Annotated in this window: 14 protein-coding genes; 11 read left to right on the plus strand and 3 right to left on the minus strand. The window is 66.7% G+C overall.

Translation table 11 applies throughout. The features are described 5' to 3' along the window. Positions 1 to 72: 72 nt before the first annotated feature. On the plus strand, positions 73 to 1,956 hold the full coding sequence (thiC, locus tag FHW81_RS10075; protein WP_003095696.1) for a phosphomethylpyrimidine synthase ThiC: 1,884 nt from the start codon (positions 73 to 75) through the stop codon (positions 1,954 to 1,956). Between the two features lie 53 nt (positions 1,957 to 2,009). Here the strand turns inward: thiC and FHW81_RS10080 are convergent, their stop codons facing one another. Beyond that, positions 2,010 to 2,756, minus strand: coding sequence for an RsiV family protein (locus FHW81_RS10080; protein ID WP_003102069.1), 747 nt, complete (start codon positions 2,754 to 2,756; stop codon positions 2,010 to 2,012). Positions 2,757 to 2,998: 242 nt separating this feature from the next. Here FHW81_RS10080 and FHW81_RS10085 point away from each other — a divergent pair, with 242 nt between their 5' ends. From FHW81_RS10085 to FHW81_RS10125, 9 genes are all read left to right on the plus strand, one after another. Further along, positions 2,999 to 3,616 (plus strand): NUDIX domain-containing protein, encoded by a 618-nt coding sequence (locus FHW81_RS10085; RefSeq protein ID WP_003095694.1) that lies wholly within the window; start codon positions 2,999 to 3,001, stop codon positions 3,614 to 3,616. Next, complete coding sequence (locus FHW81_RS10090) at positions 3,607 to 4,065, plus strand: DUF1249 domain-containing protein (protein WP_003102067.1); 459 nt, start codon at positions 3,607 to 3,609, stop codon at positions 4,063 to 4,065. Before FHW81_RS10085 ends, FHW81_RS10090 begins: the two co-directional genes overlap by 10 nt. A gap of 153 nt (positions 4,066 to 4,218) precedes the next feature. After that, positions 4,219 to 5,037, plus strand: coding sequence for a 3',5'-cyclic-AMP phosphodiesterase (gene cpdA, locus FHW81_RS10095; RefSeq protein ID WP_003102066.1), 819 nt, complete (start codon positions 4,219 to 4,221; stop codon positions 5,035 to 5,037). A gap of 131 nt (positions 5,038 to 5,168) precedes the next feature. Further along, positions 5,169 to 5,789, plus strand: coding sequence for a YqiA/YcfP family alpha/beta fold hydrolase (locus tag FHW81_RS10100; RefSeq protein ID WP_003102064.1), 621 nt, complete (start codon positions 5,169 to 5,171; stop codon positions 5,787 to 5,789). An 11-nt stretch (positions 5,790 to 5,800) separates the two neighbouring features. Then, on the plus strand, positions 5,801 to 7,690 hold the full coding sequence (parE, locus tag FHW81_RS10105; RefSeq protein ID WP_003102062.1) for a DNA topoisomerase IV subunit B: 1,890 nt from the start codon (positions 5,801 to 5,803) through the stop codon (positions 7,688 to 7,690). Next, positions 7,690 to 8,703 (plus strand): esterase-like activity of phytase family protein, encoded by a 1,014-nt coding sequence (locus FHW81_RS10110; RefSeq protein ID WP_017002003.1) that lies wholly within the window; start codon positions 7,690 to 7,692, stop codon positions 8,701 to 8,703. The genes parE and FHW81_RS10110 overlap by 1 nt, the downstream gene beginning before the upstream one ends. Continuing rightward, positions 8,700 to 9,224, plus strand: coding sequence for a retropepsin-like aspartic protease family protein (locus FHW81_RS10115; protein WP_003141732.1), 525 nt, complete (start codon positions 8,700 to 8,702; stop codon positions 9,222 to 9,224). Before FHW81_RS10110 ends, FHW81_RS10115 begins: the two co-directional genes overlap by 4 nt. Positions 9,225 to 9,231: 7 nt before the next feature. Next, positions 9,232 to 11,496, plus strand: a complete 2,265-nt coding sequence (gene parC / locus FHW81_RS10120; RefSeq protein ID WP_003095687.1) for a DNA topoisomerase IV subunit A — start codon at positions 9,232 to 9,234, stop codon at positions 11,494 to 11,496. A 292-nt stretch (positions 11,497 to 11,788) separates the two neighbouring features. Continuing rightward, positions 11,789 to 12,499, plus strand: coding sequence for a PqiC family protein (locus tag FHW81_RS10125; RefSeq protein WP_003113920.1), 711 nt, complete (start codon positions 11,789 to 11,791; stop codon positions 12,497 to 12,499). A 57-nt stretch (positions 12,500 to 12,556) separates the two neighbouring features. Here the strand turns inward: FHW81_RS10125 and FHW81_RS10130 are convergent, their stop codons facing one another. Both FHW81_RS10130 and FHW81_RS10135 read right to left on the minus strand, forming a co-directional pair. Beyond that, positions 12,557 to 13,093 carry a metal-dependent hydrolase gene (locus FHW81_RS10130; protein WP_003095684.1) on the minus strand — a complete coding sequence of 179 codons (537 nt, stop codon included), beginning with the start codon at positions 13,091 to 13,093 and terminating at the stop codon, positions 12,557 to 12,559. Further along, positions 13,090 to 14,628, minus strand: coding sequence for an AhpA/YtjB family protein (locus FHW81_RS10135; RefSeq protein ID WP_003102052.1), 1,539 nt, complete (start codon positions 14,626 to 14,628; stop codon positions 13,090 to 13,092). The genes FHW81_RS10130 and FHW81_RS10135 overlap by 4 nt, the downstream gene beginning before the upstream one ends. A 220-nt stretch (positions 14,629 to 14,848) precedes the next feature. Between FHW81_RS10135 and serB the strand changes: the two genes are divergently transcribed. After that, positions 14,849 to 16,063, plus strand: a complete 1,215-nt coding sequence (gene serB, locus FHW81_RS10140; RefSeq protein ID WP_003095681.1) for a phosphoserine phosphatase SerB — start codon at positions 14,849 to 14,851, stop codon at positions 16,061 to 16,063. Positions 16,064 to 16,067: the final 4 nt, after the last annotated feature.

Here is a 16,067-nt window from a genome sequence, read left to right on the forward strand (position 1 = left end):
CGTCCTTCTCGCCACCAGTCCCGGTGGCCCCGCGTGCCAGGTTCTCCCGACAATCACCCAGGAGAGCCATCGATGAGCGCAACGCAGAAGAACAACATCACCCGCCTTGAGCAGCTCGACCGCCAGTCGACGCAGCCTTTCCCGAACTCGCGCAAGGTCTACCTGACCGGCTCGCGCCCGGACATCCGCGTCCCGGTGCGGGAAATCTCCCTCGCCGACACCCCCACCGCCTTCGGCGGCGAAAAGAACCCGCCGGTGTTCGTCTACGACACCTCCGGCCCGTATACCGACCCCGAGGTCCGCATCGATCTGCGCAAGGGCCTGCCTGACGTGCGTTCGCGCTGGATCGACGAGCGCGGCGACACCGAGATCCTCCCCGGCCTGACCTCCGAGTTCGGCCAGGCCCGCCTGGCCGACGCCAGCCTCGACGCCCTGCGCTTCGCCCACGTGCGCACGCCGCGCCGGGCCAAGCCGGGCGCCAACGTCTCGCAGATGCACTACGCGAAGAAAGGCATCATCACCCCGGAGATGGAATACATCGCCATCCGCGAGAACATGAAGCTGCAGGAAGCCCGGGCCGCCGGCCTGCTCGACCAGCAGCACCCGGGGCACAGCTTCGGCGCCAACATCCCGAAGGAAATCACCCCCGAGTTCGTCCGCGAGGAAGTCGCCCGCGGCCGCGCGATCATTCCGGCGAACATCAACCACACCGAGCTTGAGCCGATGATCATCGGCCGCAATTTCCTGGTGAAGATCAACGGCAACATCGGCAACAGCGCGCTGGGCTCGTCGATCGAGGAAGAGGTGGAGAAGCTCACCTGGGGCATCCGCTGGGGCGCCGACACGGTGATGGACCTGTCCACCGGCAAGCACATCCATGAAACCCGCGAGTGGATCCTGCGCAACAGCCCGGTACCGATCGGCACCGTACCGATCTACCAGGCGCTGGAGAAGGTCAACGGCGTCGCCGAGGACCTGACCTGGGAAATCTTCCGCGACACCCTGATCGAACAGGCCGAGCAGGGCGTCGACTACTTCACCATCCACGCCGGCGTGCTGCTGCGCTATGTGCCGCTGACCGCCAAGCGGGTCACCGGCATCGTTTCCCGCGGCGGCTCGATCATGGCCAAGTGGTGCCTGGCGCACCACCAGGAGAACTTCCTCTACACGCATTTCGAAGAGATCTGCGAAATCATGAAGGCCTACGACGTCAGCTTCTCGCTGGGCGATGGCCTGCGTCCGGGCTCGGTGGCCGACGCCAACGACGCCGCCCAGTTCGGCGAGCTGGAAACCCTCGGCGAGCTGACCAAGATCGCCTGGAAGCACGACGTGCAGGTGATGATCGAAGGTCCCGGCCACGTGCCGATGCAATTGATCAAGGAAAACATGGACAAGCAGCTGGAGTGCTGTGACGAGGCGCCGTTCTACACCCTCGGCCCGCTGACCACCGACATCGCCCCCGGCTACGACCACATCACCTCCGGCATCGGCGCGGCGATGATCGGCTGGTTCGGCTGCGCCATGCTCTGCTACGTCACGCCCAAGGAGCACCTGGGTCTGCCGAACAAGGATGATGTGAAGACCGGGATCATCACCTACAAGATCGCCGCCCATGCCGCCGACCTCGCCAAGGGCCACCCGGGCGCGCAGATCCGCGACAACGCGCTGTCCAAGGCGCGCTTCGAGTTCCGTTGGGAGGACCAGTTCAACCTTGGCCTGGACCCGGACACCGCGCGGGCGTTCCATGACGAGACCCTGCCGAAGGACTCGGCCAAGGTCGCGCACTTCTGCTCCATGTGCGGACCGAAGTTCTGCTCGATGAAGATCACCCAGGAAGTCCGCGACTACGCCAAGGAGAACGGCCTGTCCGACGAGAGCAAGGCCATCGAGGCCGGCTTCCAGGAGCAGGCGGCGCGCTTCAAGGACGAAGGATCGGTGATCTACAGGCAGGTCTAGGCCGCGCCACGGGGCCCCTCGCCGTGACGAGGGGCTGCGGAGCGTCGGAAGCGTCAGCCGCGGCCGGGGAACAGGTTCGGCTTGACGATGCCGTTCAGGCGCGGATACGGGATCTTCAGTTCGGGGTGGGCATAGGAATACGGCGCGATGGAGTAGGCGTCGTACTTCAGCGTCACCGCGCCGAAGGTCAATGCCACGTGCGGGGTGCGCTGGAACGGCCAGGTCTTCTGGAAATCGGCGTCCTGGTCGAGCTTGTTGGCCAGCAGCCAGGCCTTGTGCGCCAGCTCGGCCTGTTTCCAGAAGGCTTCTTCCTGGCCGGGAACCAGCATGTCCTGCAGGCTCAGCACCTTGTGCTGCCTGCGGTCGTAGTTGATGAAGCCGCGACCGGGCATGCCGTGGGCGCCGCCGGTGAACAGGTAGCTGGAAAGCTCGATGATCACCAGACCGTCATGTTGTTCGCGCACCTTGGCTTGCAGGTAGCTGCTCCAGCCCGGCTCGGCGCTGTCCAGGAACTGCCGCTCGTAGGCCGCCAGCGATGCCGGCAGGGGCGTTTCGTTGTTTTCCCGGGTCATTTCCAGCAGGGCACGCTCGACGATCGGGTCCAACTGCGGTTCGTCGGGGAACTTCAAGGTGTCGATGTTTACCAAGGGACACTGTTCGCCCTGACAGCCGGGCTTCAGGTGCTCGCTGGCGAGGCGCTCGGTGGGCAGCGGGTCGTCGAGGCCGGGCTTGAAGAGGCTCTGGCAGGCGCTCAGCAGAACGACCAGGCTGCCGAGGGCGGCGAATTTCAGAAGGCGCATGGGATTCCTTTTGCGACGGTGGATGGGCGGGCTCGAAGCGTCGACCAGTCCGTTTCGACCCTGGCGTCGCGCTTGAGTTCGGCCCGCGCAAACCCCAAGTATGGCCTAGCCGTGGCCGGGAAACACGCCCGTGCGGCGAGCGCCACGAAGTTTTCCCGAGCTGTCCTGAAAGTGGCTGCGCCCTGCGCCGGGCCGCGATAGGATGGCGCGAAACCCACATACCCGAGTGAAGTGAGTCGAGGATGTCCGAAACCTTCAAACCCGCCCCCGGTGACGTCGAGCTCGTGCAGCGCGAGGAATGCTTCCGCGGCTTCTATCGTCTCGATCGCCTGCGCCTGCGGCATCGCCAGTTCGACGGCAGCATGGGCCGGGAAATCAGTCGGGAACTGTTCGTCCGCCATGACGCGGTCTGCGTGCTGCCCTACGACCCGCAGCGCGATTGCGTGGTGCTCATCGAGCAATTCCGCGTCGGGGCGATGCAGAAGCTCGCCAACCCCTGGCTGCTGGAGCTGGTCGCCGGCCTGATCGACAAGGACGAGCAACCGGAGGAAGTGGCCCATCGCGAGGCGATGGAGGAGGCCGGGCTGACTCTCGGTGCGCTCTGGCCGATAACCCAGTACCTGCCGTCGCCGGGCGGCACCGACGAAGTGGTGCACCTGTTCGTCGGCCGTTGCGACAGCGAAGGCGTCGGCGGCGTGCATGGCTTGCCGGAGGAGGGCGAGGACATCCGCGTCCACGTCTGGCCGTTGGAAGATGCGCTGCAGGCCGTGCGCGACGGGCGGATCAACAACGCGGCGAGCATCATCGCCCTGCAGTGGCTGGCCCTGAACCGGGCCGAGGTGCGTGGGCTATGGGCCTGAACCTGCTGCGCGAGCGCTACCGGGTCGACCTGGCCAGCCTGCAGGCGACCTGCGAAGCGAACTACGCGCGGCTCATGCGCCTGCTCCCGGACATGCGCGAGGCGCAGGCCTCGCGCCGGGTCGCGCTGAGCGAAGGGGAGCGGCTGCTCGGCGTACTTGCGCTGGAAGTGACCGAGGCCTGCCCCTACACCACCACCCTTCAGGTGCGCCAGGAACTGGGCCTGCCCTGGTTGCCGGCGCCGCGGCTGGAAGTGCGGGTCTACCACGATGCACGGATGGCCGAGGTGATCGGCGCCGAACAGGCGCGGCGGCTGATGGCGATCTATCCCTACCCGAACCAGGCGATGCACCAGCCCGACGAGAAGAACCAGCTCAACCTGTTCCTCGGCGAGTGGCTCGCCCATTGCCTGGCCTGCGGCCACGAAATGGAGCCGGTGGCCCAGCGCTGAGCGGTTGCAGGCAAAAGGCCAGTTGAATGACATCAAGCCAAAAGTAGTCCTCGCAACTGTGATCTGTTCCGCTTTCCGGGTTTGCCGCCACTTTCGTCGGTCACCATAATCATCCCTTTCACCGCGGACGCCTCGCCTTCAGGAGACGGCCCCTTGTCACGCCATTCGAACACTCCCGCCACCGACGCCTCCGTACTGCTGGTGCAGCTCTCGGACAGCCACCTGTTCGCCGAGGATGGCGCGCGCCTGCTTGGCATGGATACCGCCCATAGCCTGGAGAAGGTGGTCGAGCGGGTCGCCCGGGAGCAGCCGCGGATCGACCTGATTCTCGCCACCGGCGACGTCTCCCAGGACGGCAGCCTCGATTCCTACACACGCTTCCGCAGGTTGAGCGCCCCCCTGGACGCGCCGTTGCGCTGGTTCGCCGGTAACCACGACGAACGCGAGCCGATGCAAAGGGCGACCGAGGGCAGCGACCTGCTGGAGCAGGTCGTCGACGTCGGCAACTGGCGCGTGGTGTTGCTCGACTCGAGCATTCCCGGCGCGGTGCCGGGCTATCTCGAGGAGGATCAGCTGGAGCTGCTGCGGCGCGCCATCGACAGCGCCGGCGAACGCTTCCTGCTGGTTTCCTTCCATCACCACCCGGTGCCGATCGGCAGCGACTGGATGGATCCCATCGGCCTGCGCAACCCGCAGGCGCTGTTCGACCTGCTGGCGCCCTATCCGCAGGTACGCTGCCTGCTGTGGGGGCACATTCACCAGGAGTTCGACCGCCAGCGCGGCCCGCTGCGCCTGCTGGCTTCGCCGTCCACCTGCGTACAGTTCGCCCCCGGTAGCAGCGACTTCACCCTCGACCGCCTGGCGCCGGGCTACCGCTGGTTGCGCCTGCACGACGACGGGCGCCTGGAAACGGGGATCTCGCGGGTCGACGACGTCGTCTTCGAAGTGGACTACGACACCGCCGGATACTGACATGCCCCCGGTCGCGGGATACCGCGGCCACGTGCGTCGTTGCCGATCGGCGCGCAGGCTGGAAGATGAAGCCTGGAAGCTGTTACCGTTCGGCTTTCCCTACCGAGTTGAAGCCCATTAGCCCGTTCCCGATGACCGCGACCAGCCCATCCCTGCTGTATATCCACGGCTTCAACAGTTCGCCCGAATCGCACAAGGCGCGTCAGCTGCAGGCGGCCTTCGGCCACTTGGGCCTGGCCGAAGGCCTGCGCGTCCCGGCCCTGCACCATCACCCACGGCAGGCTATCGCCCAGTTGGAGCGGGCCATTGCCGAGCTCGGGCGACCGGTGCTGGTCGGCAGCTCCCTGGGTGGCTACTATGCGACCCATTTGGCGGAGCGCCATGGCCTGGCGGCGATCCTGGTCAATCCGGCGGTCGCCCCGCATCGCTCCTTCGACGGCTACCTGGGCGCGCAGACCAACCACTACAGCGGCGAGACCTGGGAACTCACCGAGGACCACGTGGCGGCGTTGGCCGAACTGGAAGTCACGCACCTGCAACGTCCCGAACGCTACCAGGTATGGCTGCAGACCGCCGACGAAACCCTCGATTATCGCGTCGCGCAGGCCTTCTACCGAGCCTGCGCGCTACGTATCCAGGCCGGCGGCGACCACGGTTTCCAGGGCTTCGCCCGGCACCTGCCGGCGCTGCTGGCGTTCGCCGGCTACCCGTCGGCGCTGTGGCGCGACACCGACTTTTCGACTTTTGACTGAATAGAGACCCCATGGCTACTTACAACGCAGACGCCATCGAAGTCCTTTCCGGCCTCGACCCGGTGCGCAAGCGCCCGGGGATGTACACCGACACCACCCGCCCCAACCACCTGGCCCAGGAAGTCATCGACAACAGCGTCGACGAAGCCCTGGCCGGCCACGCGAAGAGCGTGCAGGTGATCCTGCACCAGGACAACTCGCTGGAAGTCATAGACGATGGCCGCGGCATGCCGGTGGACATCCACCCGGAAGAGGGCGTGCCGGGCGTCGAGCTGATCCTTACCAAGCTGCATGCCGGCGGCAAGTTCTCGAACAAGAACTACCAGTTCTCCGGCGGCTTGCACGGGGTCGGCATCTCGGTGGTGAACGCGCTCTCGACCCGGGTCGAGGTACGCGTCAAGCGTGACGCCAACGAGTACCGGATGACCTTCGCCGACGGCTTCAAGGACAGCGATCTGGAAGTCATCGGCACGGTCGGCAAGCGCAATACCGGTACCAGCGTGCATTTCTGGCCGGATCCGAAGTATTTCGATTCGGCGAAGTTCTCGGTCAGCCGCCTCAAGCATGTGCTCAAGGCCAAGGCGGTGCTGTGCCCGGGCCTGAGCGTGGTGTTCGAGGACAAGAACACCGGCGAGCGCGTCGAGTGGCACTTCGAGGACGGCCTGCGCTCCTACCTGACCGACGCGGTCGCCGAGCTGCCGCGCCTGCCCGATGAACCCTTCTGCGGCAACCTCGAAGGTTCCAAGGAAGCGGTGAGCTGGGCCCTGCTGTGGCTGCCCGAGGGCGGTGAGTCGGTGCAGGAAAGCTACGTCAACCTGATTCCCACGGCCCAGGGCGGCACCCATGTGAACGGCCTGCGCCAGGGCCTGCTCGACGCCATGCGCGAGTTCTGCGAGTTCCGCAACCTGTTGCCGCGCGGCGTCAAGCTGGCGCCCGAGGACGTCTGGGAGCGGATCGCCTTCGTCCTCTCGATGAAGATGCAGGAGCCGCAGTTCTCCGGGCAGACCAAGGAGCGCCTGTCGTCCCGCGAGGCGGCGGCGTTCGTCTCGGGCGTGGTGAAGGACGCCTTCAGCCTGTGGCTCAACGAGCACGCCGAGATCGGCCTGCAACTGGCGGAACTGGCGATCAGCAACGCCGGGCGTCGCCTCAAGGCGGGCAAGAAGGTCGAGCGCAAGAAGATCACCCAGGGGCCGGCGCTGCCCGGCAAACTGGCCGACTGCGCCGGACAGGAACCGATGCGCGCGGAACTGTTCCTGGTCGAGGGCGACTCCGCCGGCGGCTCGGCGAAGCAGGCGCGGGACAAGGAATTCCAGGCGATCATGCCGCTGCGCGGAAAGATCCTGAACACCTGGGAAGTGGACGGCGGCGAGGTGCTCGCCAGCCAGGAGGTCCACGACATCGCGGTAGCCATCGGCGTCGATCCGGGCGCCAGCGACCTGGCTCAGCTGCGCTACGGCAAGATCTGTATCCTCGCGGATGCCGACTCCGACGGGCTGCACATCGCCACGCTGCTCTGCGCGCTGTTCGTCCGCCATTTCCGCCCGCTGGTGGAAGCCGGCCACGTCTACGTGGCGATGCCGCCGCTGTACCGCATCGACCTCGGCAAGGACATCTACTACGCCCTCGACGAAGCCGAGCGCGACGGCATCCTCGAGCGCCTGGCCGCAGAGAAGAAGCGCGGCAAGCCGCAGGTCACCCGCTTCAAGGGCCTTGGCGAAATGAATCCGTTGCAACTGCGCGAGACCACCATGGATCCGAATACCCGGCGGCTGGTCCAGCTCACCCTGGAGGACGCCACCGGTACCCTGGAGATCATGGACATGCTGCTGGCCAAGAAGCGCGCCGGTGACCGCAAGTCCTGGCTGGAAAGCAAGGGCAACCTGGCCGAGGTGCTGGTCTGATGCGCCGCCTGCTGGCCATCCTCGGCCTGTTCGGGGGCCTGGTCCAGGCGGCCGAGGCGCCGCCAGAGCCACCGGTTCCGGCAGCCTTGAGCTTCATCTCCGAACATGCGGTGGAGGGCATGCGCGGCGGCAACCTCTCCGGGCTGGCCTGGTGTGGTGGCGCGCTGTGGACGGTTTCCGACCGCGACGATGACCGCCTGTATCGCCTGCAACCCTCGGCCGAAGGCTCCGACCAGCCCTGGCAGGCCGAGGCCGAGAGTTTCATCGCTCCGACCCCGCCGGACAGCGGGTTGCCCTGGGGCATGAGCACGCGGGTCTGGCTCAGTGGCCTGGTGCGCGGCGGCAACCTCGACTTCGAAGGCATCGCCTGCGATGCCGCCGGCAATCGCTACCTGGTCAGCGAGGCGCACGCGGCGGTCCTGCAACTGCCGGTGAGCGGCAAGCCGAACTGGCTGCGCCTGCCGCCCGGCCTGCTGCCGCAAGCGCGGGCCAGCGGCATGCTGATGAATTTCAACGCGTTGTTCGAAGGGATCGCCGTCGACCCCGAGGGCAAGCGCCTCTGGCTGGCTGCCGAGCGCGAGCGCCGCGGCCTGCTGGTGGCCCACCGCGACAACAGTGCCTGGCGCTGCGAGGGCAGCTGCGTACTGCTCGCCGAGGGCGGCAAGATCGAGCCGCCGCCGGAACTGGGCAGCGCGCGCAAGCTGCCGAAGGATTTCTCCGACCTCGCCTTCTACCGCGGCAAGCTGTTCACCCTGGAGCGCCTGGCGCATCAGATCTGCCGCCGCGACCTGGCCCAGGCCAAGGTCGAGCGCTGCTGGTCGTTCGCCTCGGCGGTCCTGGCGCCGGAGCGTCGCTACGAGCTGCCTTATGGCGTCGCGGAAGCCCTGTCGCTGGACGACAAGGGCGCCTGGCTGGGCATCGACAATGGCGACCATGCGCGCGCCGATGGCGATGTGCGGCCCTTCGTCCTGCGCTTCGCCGCGCCCGCCGGCGGCTGGTTGGGGGACAAGTGACGCAACAGGCGCCCGGTCAGCGGCTGGGACGGATCATGCTGGTGCTGGCCTGGATCGCCGGGCTGGCGCTGGCGACGCGCTATTTCGGCGTCTGGGAAGATCGACAGCGCAACCCGAACCAGGCGCCGCAATCGATCCATGGCGACGGCTACGTCGAGTTGCGCCTGGCCAGCAGCCGGCAGGGCCATTACCTGCTGAACGGGCAGATCAACGGCCAGGGCGTGACCTTCCTGCTCGATACCGGGGCGACCCAGGTGGCGGTGCCGGAAGCCCTGGCGGCAAGACTCGCGCTGGAGCGCGGCGCGCCGATCACCCTGAGCACGGCCAACGGCCGCGCCACGGGCTGGCGCACGCGGCTGGACCAGCTGCAACTCGGCGATATCCGCCTGTCCGGGGTCGCGGCGCTGATTGCGCCGGGCATGGACGGCGATGAGGTGCTACTCGGCATGAGCGCCCTGAAACAACTCGAATTCACCCAGCGCGACGGCACCCTGGTGCTGCGCCAAAACACTTCTCCGTGAGGTACGCATGAGCGAATCCCTCGATCTGAGCCTGGAAGGGGTCGAACGCCGGTCGTTGGCCGAGTTCACCGAGCAGGCCTATCTGAATTATTCCATGTACGTGATCATGGACCGCGCCCTGCCGCATATCGGCGACGGCCTGAAGCCGGTGCAGCGACGCATCGTCTACGCCATGAGCGAACTGGGGCTGGATGCCGATTCCAAGCACAAGAAGTCGGCGCGCACCGTCGGCGACGTGCTCGGCAAGTTCCACCCGCACGGCGACTCGGCCTGCTACGAGGCCATGGTGCTGATGGCGCAGCCGTTCTCCTATCGCTATCCGCTGGTGGACGGCCAGGGCAACTGGGGGGCGCCGGACGATCCCAAGTCCTTCGCCGCCATGCGTTATACCGAGGCGCGCCTGTCGCGCTATTCCGAGGTGCTGCTCAGCGAACTGGGCCAGGGTACCGTGGACTGGGTACCGAACTTCGACGGCACCCTCGACGAGCCGGCCGTGCTGCCGGCCCGCCTGCCCAACCTGCTGCTCAACGGCACCACCGGCATCGCGGTGGGCATGGCCACCGACGTGCCGCCGCACAACCTGCGGGAAGTCGCGTCGGCCTGCGTGCGCCTGCTCGACCAGCCGGGCGCGACGGTCGCCGAATTGTGCGAACACGTGCCGGGCCCGGACTTCCCCACCGAAGCCGAGATCATCACCCCGCGCGCCGACCTGCAGAAGGTCTACGAGACCGGCCGCGGTTCGGTGCGCATGCGCGCGGTGTACCGCGTCGAGGACGGCGATATCGTCATCCACGCCCTGCCGCACCAGGTGTCCGGTTCCAAGGTGCTGGAACAGATCGCCGGGCAGATGCAGGCCAAGAAGCTGCCGATGGTGGCCGACCTGCGCGACGAGTCGGACCACGAGAACCCGACCCGCATCGTCATCATCCCGCGTTCGAACCGGGTCGATGTCGAAGAGCTGATGACCCATCTGTTCGCCACCACCGACCTGGAGACCAGCTACCGGGTCAACCTGAACATCATCGGCCTCGACGGCAAGCCGCAGGTCAAGGACCTGCGCCAGTTGCTCTCGGAGTGGCTGCAGTTCCGCATCGGCACCGTGCGTCGACGCCTGCAGTTCCGCCTGGACAAGGTCGAGCGCCGCCTGCATCTGCTGGATGGCTTGCTGATCGCCTTCCTCAACCTCGACGAGGTGATCCACATCATCCGCACCGAGGACCAGCCCAAGGCGGTGCTGATGGAGCGCTTCGAACTCAGCGAGGTGCAGGCCGACTACATCCTCGACACCCGCCTGCGCCAGTTGGCACGCCTGGAAGAGATGAAGATCCGCGGCGAGCAGGAAGAGTTGCTGAAGGAGCAGAAGCGCCTGCAGACCCTGCTCGGCAGCGAGGCCAAGCTGAAGAAGCTGGTGCGCGAGGAGCTGATCAAGGACGCCGAGACCTACGGCGACGACCGCCGTTCGCCGATCGTCGCCCGCGCCGAGGCCCGCGCGCTGTCGGAAACCGAGCTGATGCCCACCGAACCGGTGACCGTGGTGCTCTCGGAAAAAGGCTGGGTGCGTTGCGCCAAGGGCCACGACATCGACGCTGCCGGTCTCTCCTACAAGGCCGGCGACGGTTTCAAGGCCGCCGCGCCGGGACGCTCGAACCAGTATGCGGTGTTCATCGACTCCACCGGGCGCAGCTACTCGCTGCCGGCCCACAGCCTGCCGTCCGCGCGAGGCCAGGGCGAGCCACTCAGCGGCCGGCTGACGCCGCCGCCGGGGGCCAGCTTCGAATGCGTGCTGCTGCCGGACGACGATGCGCTGTTCGTGATCGCCTCCGACGCCGGCTATGGTTTCGTGGTCAAGGGCGAGGACCTGCAGGCCAAGAACAAGGCCGGCAAGGCCCTGCTCAGCCTGCCCAACGGCTCCGCCGTGGTGGCGCCGCGTCCGGTGCGCGACGTGGAGCAGGATTGGTTGGCGGCCGTGACGACCGAGGGCCGTCTGTTATTGTTCAAGGTCTCCGACCTGCCTCAACTGGGCAAGGGCAAGGGCAACAAGATCATCGGCATCCCCGGCGAACGCGTGGCCAGCCGCGAGGAGTACCTCACCGACCTGGCTGTTCTGCCAGCCGGGGCGACGTTGGTCCTGCAGGCTGGAAAGCGTACCCTGTCGCTCAAGGGCGACGACCTGGAACACTACAAGGGGGAGCGGGGCCGGCGAGGCAACAAGCTGCCGCGCGGTTTCCAGCGCGTCGACAGCCTGCTGGTGGATATTCCGCCACAGGATTGAAATGAGCCGTTACCGGTCTCCGATCTCTCGCATATCCGCAAGGGAATGGCGAAAGCGGCCTCTTCCGAGGCCGGCTTTCCGGGGGAATGTCGTCTCCCTGGCGGGTTCCGCCGGGTTTTCCCCTGACGCAGGTGGTCCGAAACCGGTTTCGGAATACGCTCTGCCTCTGGAGCTATGGCGCTGGTTAGGGGATGATACGCCCCTTCGGCCGCCGTTTCCGATGGCGGGTGGCCAGTAGAATTCAAGTCTTGCATCAGTAGTGCCGATCTTCGGCGAAATACGGTGGTTCTCGATGAGCGCGTGGCGCGTCTTCGCATGTCTTTCCCTCGTCAGCCTGCTCGGGCTGACGGGTTGTGCGGTCCATCCGCCGGCCCAGCTCTACCAGTTGGACGTCGGTGCCGCCGCAGTACCGAAAAAGGATGGCGGTGCGGCCGTCCTGCTCGGCCCGGTACAACTGGCCGACTATCTCAAGCGCGATGTGATGGTGCAGCGGCAGGCCGACGGTATTCTCAGCCTGTCCACCGACGCGCGCTGGGCCGGCAACCTGGAGACCAATGTCAGCCAGCAACTGCTGCGGCAGATGTCCAGCGAGCTGGGCAGCAGCCGCCTGGCGCTGTTCCCGGAAAAACCCGGTTTCACCCCCCAGGTCCAGGTGATGCTGACCATCAGTCGCCTCGACTCCGGCCCCAAGCAGCCGGCAGTGATCGAGGCGCGCTGGCGCCTGTTGGACCAGAAGGGCGACCTGAAGGACAGCCGGGTGTTCCACGAGGAAGAACAGCATCAGGGCAGCATCGGCGACCAGATCCGTGCCCAGAGCGACCTGCTCAAGCGCCTGGCGGCGCAGTTGGCCAAGGACGTCAAGCCGATCGCCGTGGCGGCCGAGGCGCCGCCGCCGGCGACCGCGCGCAAGCCGGTGGCCAAGCCGAAGGTCAAGGAAGAGGAAGGTCCGAAAATGCCACTGGTGGTGCCGATTCGCACCGACGCCGAGGTCTATCGGTTCTGATTGTCGATAGCCGACTAGGAGAAAGCCCCGCCGAAGCGGGGCTTTTTCGTTTCGGCGTCAGCGTGAGCGGCGCAACAGGAAGCGCAGGGCCATGCCGGCGAGCGCCAGCAGCAGGCAGGGCAGCCAGACCCAGCGCGCCTCCGATTGCAGCACCAGCAATCCGCGTTCGCTGAGGAAGCGCGACAGACCGATCGGCGACACGGCGATCGGATGGAACGGCATGAAGTAGCGGGCGTCGCTCCAGGGCCAGAACCAGGCGACGCCCAGCCCGCCATTGGTCATCGCGTCCAGCAGGCTGTGCGAGGCGGTGGCCAGCGCCACCCACAGCCCGGCTTTCAGCGGTCCGCTATGCAGCGGCCGGCAGGCGAGGGCGGCGAGCGCGCCGAGGATCGCGGCGAACAATAGCGAATGGCTGAAGCCGCGATGGCCGAAGGCATCGTGATAGGCGATGCCGAGCTTGAAGGCGACTACGTCGAAGTCCGGCAGGCAGGCGGCGAGCATGCCTGCCAGCAGCAGGCGTGGCGGGATCACCCGGCTGCCAAGGGCCAGTCCCACCGCCAGGACCGGCAGCGGGTGGGTGATCAGGGTGGTCACGGGCGGGCGCGGTCGTGCATGCGCGCCAGTTGGCGCTCGAGCATCGACGGATACGGCTCCAGCAGACGCTCGACGCAGCAGGCTCCTTCCGGACTGGCGATGGCGCGGATACGGGCGCGCTCGCGGACCACCGCGTCGTCGGCGATGCTGCGTTCGACCAGCAGCAGGTTGCGGCTGTGCTGGTTGAGGGCGAGGGCGTTCTGCACGGTTTCGTTGAGCAGCAGGTCGGCCTGGGTCTGTTCGCTGAGGTCTTCGCCGAGGCTCAGGCCCAGTTGCAGTTGCAAGGTGATGCCGCTGTCGGCGACCTCGATCTGCAGGGCATGGCCGAGCGCACGCATCAGTTCACCGCAGCAGAGCGCGTTGGTCAGGTAGTCGGCGCGGTTGTCGCGGCTGTGGAAGAGAATCAGGCTGCCGCCGTCGCTGAGCGTGTGCAGGCTGCCCTTGTACTGGCGGGCGGCCTGTTCCAGGCAGTCGCGATAGCGTTGCAGGAGATCCACCAGGCGGCTGCGCGGCAACCGGCGCAACTGTTCCTGGGCGCCGAGCTGGATCGCCAGCACCGCACTGTGTTGCGGTTCGCGCGCAGCGGCGGGCGCTGCGGGCTGTTCCCCGGCTTCGGCTCCGTTCTCGTCGAAGGCGTCCTGGTCCAGCGGGTCTTCGTCGATGGAGGTGAATTCCACCGGCTTGGTCTCGTCCAGCAGGGCGTCGCCCAGCGGAATGTCGTCTTCCTCGAAGGCCGAGGCCTCGACCTTGCGGCTGCGCAGGTCGGCTTCGTCGTCTTCCAGCAGGATGTCGTCGAAGTTCTGCGGCAGCGGTGCTTCTTCCGGCTCCGGCGCCGGCGGCTTCTCCGGCACCAGGCGCTCTTCCAGGTCGCGTGCCAGGTCGCCCAGCTCGTTCTGCAGTTCGGCGCCGGGGGCCGGATTGTCCGGATCGCGCAACCAGACACGCAATTGCAACAAGGGTGTGGAAATCTGCCGCCCCAGGCGCAGGCTGAAATACAGGGCGAGGATCAGCAGGATCAGGCTGATCAGGCCCATGCTCTGCAGGCTGATCATCATCGGCTGCTGGAACTGCTGCATGTCCAGGCTGATGCGCAGGTGCCCGGCGATCACTTCCTGGAAGGTGATCGGCGTCGAGTACAGGCCTTCGGTGGCGCCGAGCAGGCTCTGCTTCGGACGGCTGCCGGCCTCGGCGAGGATGCGCTGGTCAACGCTGTAGATCGCCGCATGGGCCACCAGCGGGTTCTTCACCAGGTTGTTCAGCAGCACGTTGAGGCTGAGGATGTCGTTGGACACCAGCAACTCGGTGGCGGACGCGGCGGTCTGGGTGATCAGGCTCTGGCCCAGGGCATCGGCCTGCTGTTGCATGGCCTGGCGAAACTGCATGCCCATGACCCAGGCGTAGATCAGCAGGGCCAGGGCCACCAGGATCAGGCTATGGCTGGCGAGCCGCAGGGCGATCGGGACGCGGCGCTGGCGCAAGGCACGAAACAGCAGGAGGAAGAAATTGTCGGGCTTGACGGACGTGGGCCGGGTCACAGGGGGCTCGGTCTTCTGAAATAGAGGTATCGCGCAGTATAACCAGCGCCCCCCGAGGGGCAAAGGGCCGTTGACGCGCTTTCCAGGCCGCCGCGCGGCGGTTTCGCGGGTTTTCCCGGTCGGTTCCGACCGGTGGTGATGGCAAATGCCCGGCTCTGCGTCTCTCGGGTGTGCGGGAAAGCGGGTAGAATGGCGTCTTTTACCTGGCGGAGCTTACGCCTTGCGCGAAATTGTCCTGATCAACATCACCGGGGAAGACCGCCCCGGTCTCACCGCTGCCATCACCGGCGTACTGGCCCAGGGCGGGGTGAACATCCTCGACATCGGCCAGGCGGTGATCCACGACACCCTGTCGTTCGGCATCCTGGTGGAAATCCCGGATACCGAGGCCGGTTCCTCGGTCCTCAAGGACGTGCTGTTCACCGCCTACAAGCTGGACCAGCAGGTGCGCTTCACCCCGGTCTCGGAAGAGGACTACCGGCAATGGGTCGACGGCCAGGGCAAGGCGCGGCACATCGTGACCCTGCTCACCCGCCGGGTGACTGCCGAGCAACTGCAGAGGGTCAGCTCGATCACCGCCAAGTACGCGCTGAACATCGACCACATCGACCGTCTCTCCGGGCGTATGCCGCTGGACATGCCCGCCGACCAGGGCAAGGGCTGCATCGAGTTCTCGGTACGCGGCGAACCGGCCGATCCGGCGGCGCTGCGTGCGGAATTCCTCAGCGTCGCCCAGGAATTGAACGTCGACATCGCTTTCCAGCAGGACAGCGTGTTCCGCCGCAACCGCCGGCTGGCGGTGTTCGACATGGATTCGACGCTGATCGAGGCGGAAGTCATCGACGAACTGGCCAAGGCCGCCGGCGTCGGCGAGAAGGTCGCCGCGATCACCGAGCGGGCGATGCGCGGTGAACTGGACTTCCGCGCCAGCTTCAAGGAGCGCCTGGCGCTGCTGCAGGGGCTGTCGGAAGACGTGCTGGAGGAGATCGGCGCCTCGCTGCGTCTGACCGAGGGTGCGGAAACCCTGTTCGCCGAACTCAAGCGCCTGGGTTACAAGACCGCCATCCTGTCCGGCGGCTTCACCTATTTCGCCCGTCAATTGCAGGCGAAGCTGGGGATCGACTACGTGTTCGCCAACGAGTTGCAGATCGTCGACGGCAAGGTCACCGGGGTGGCGGTCGAGCCGATCGTCGATGCCCAGCGCAAGGCCGACCTGCTGCGCGAACTGGCGGCGAAGGAAGGCCTGAGCCTGGAGCAGACCATCGCCGTCGGCGACGGCGCCAACGACCTGCCGATGCTCGGCCTGGCCGGCCTGGGCGTGGCGTTCCGCGCCAAGCCGCTGGTCAAGCAGTCGGCCAAGCAGGCGATCTCGACCCTGGGCCTGGACGGCATCCTCTACCTGCTCGGCTACCGCGACCGCGAAGGACGAGCCTGAGGCC

It is taken from the genome of Pseudomonas sp. RC10-4-2, assembly GCF_050433085.1.
GTDB lineage: Bacteria > Pseudomonadota > Gammaproteobacteria > Pseudomonadales > Pseudomonadaceae > Pseudomonas > Pseudomonas aeruginosa.

What these genes read in the sequence shown, in the direction of transcription:
- thiC (WP_003095696.1), top strand. Translation starts at nt 73, where the DNA reads ATGAGCGCAACGCAGAAGAACAACATCACCCGCCTTGAGCAGCTCGAC.
- FHW81_RS10080 (WP_003102069.1), bottom strand. Translation starts at nt 2,756, where the DNA reads ATGCGCCTTCTGAAATTCGCCGCCCTCGGCAGCCTGGTCGTTCTGCTG.
- FHW81_RS10085 (WP_003095694.1), top strand. Translation starts at nt 2,999, where the DNA reads ATGTCCGAAACCTTCAAACCCGCCCCCGGTGACGTCGAGCTCGTGCAG.
- FHW81_RS10090 (WP_003102067.1), top strand. Translation starts at nt 3,607, where the DNA reads ATGGGCCTGAACCTGCTGCGCGAGCGCTACCGGGTCGACCTGGCCAGC.
- FHW81_RS10100 (WP_003102064.1), top strand. Translation starts at nt 5,169, where the DNA reads ATGACCGCGACCAGCCCATCCCTGCTGTATATCCACGGCTTCAACAGT.
- parE (WP_003102062.1), top strand. Translation starts at nt 5,801, where the DNA reads ATGGCTACTTACAACGCAGACGCCATCGAAGTCCTTTCCGGCCTCGAC.
- FHW81_RS10110 (WP_017002003.1), top strand. Translation starts at nt 7,690, where the DNA reads ATGCGCCGCCTGCTGGCCATCCTCGGCCTGTTCGGGGGCCTGGTCCAG.
- parC (WP_003095687.1), top strand. Translation starts at nt 9,232, where the DNA reads ATGAGCGAATCCCTCGATCTGAGCCTGGAAGGGGTCGAACGCCGGTCG.
- FHW81_RS10125 (WP_003113920.1), top strand. Translation starts at nt 11,789, where the DNA reads ATGAGCGCGTGGCGCGTCTTCGCATGTCTTTCCCTCGTCAGCCTGCTC.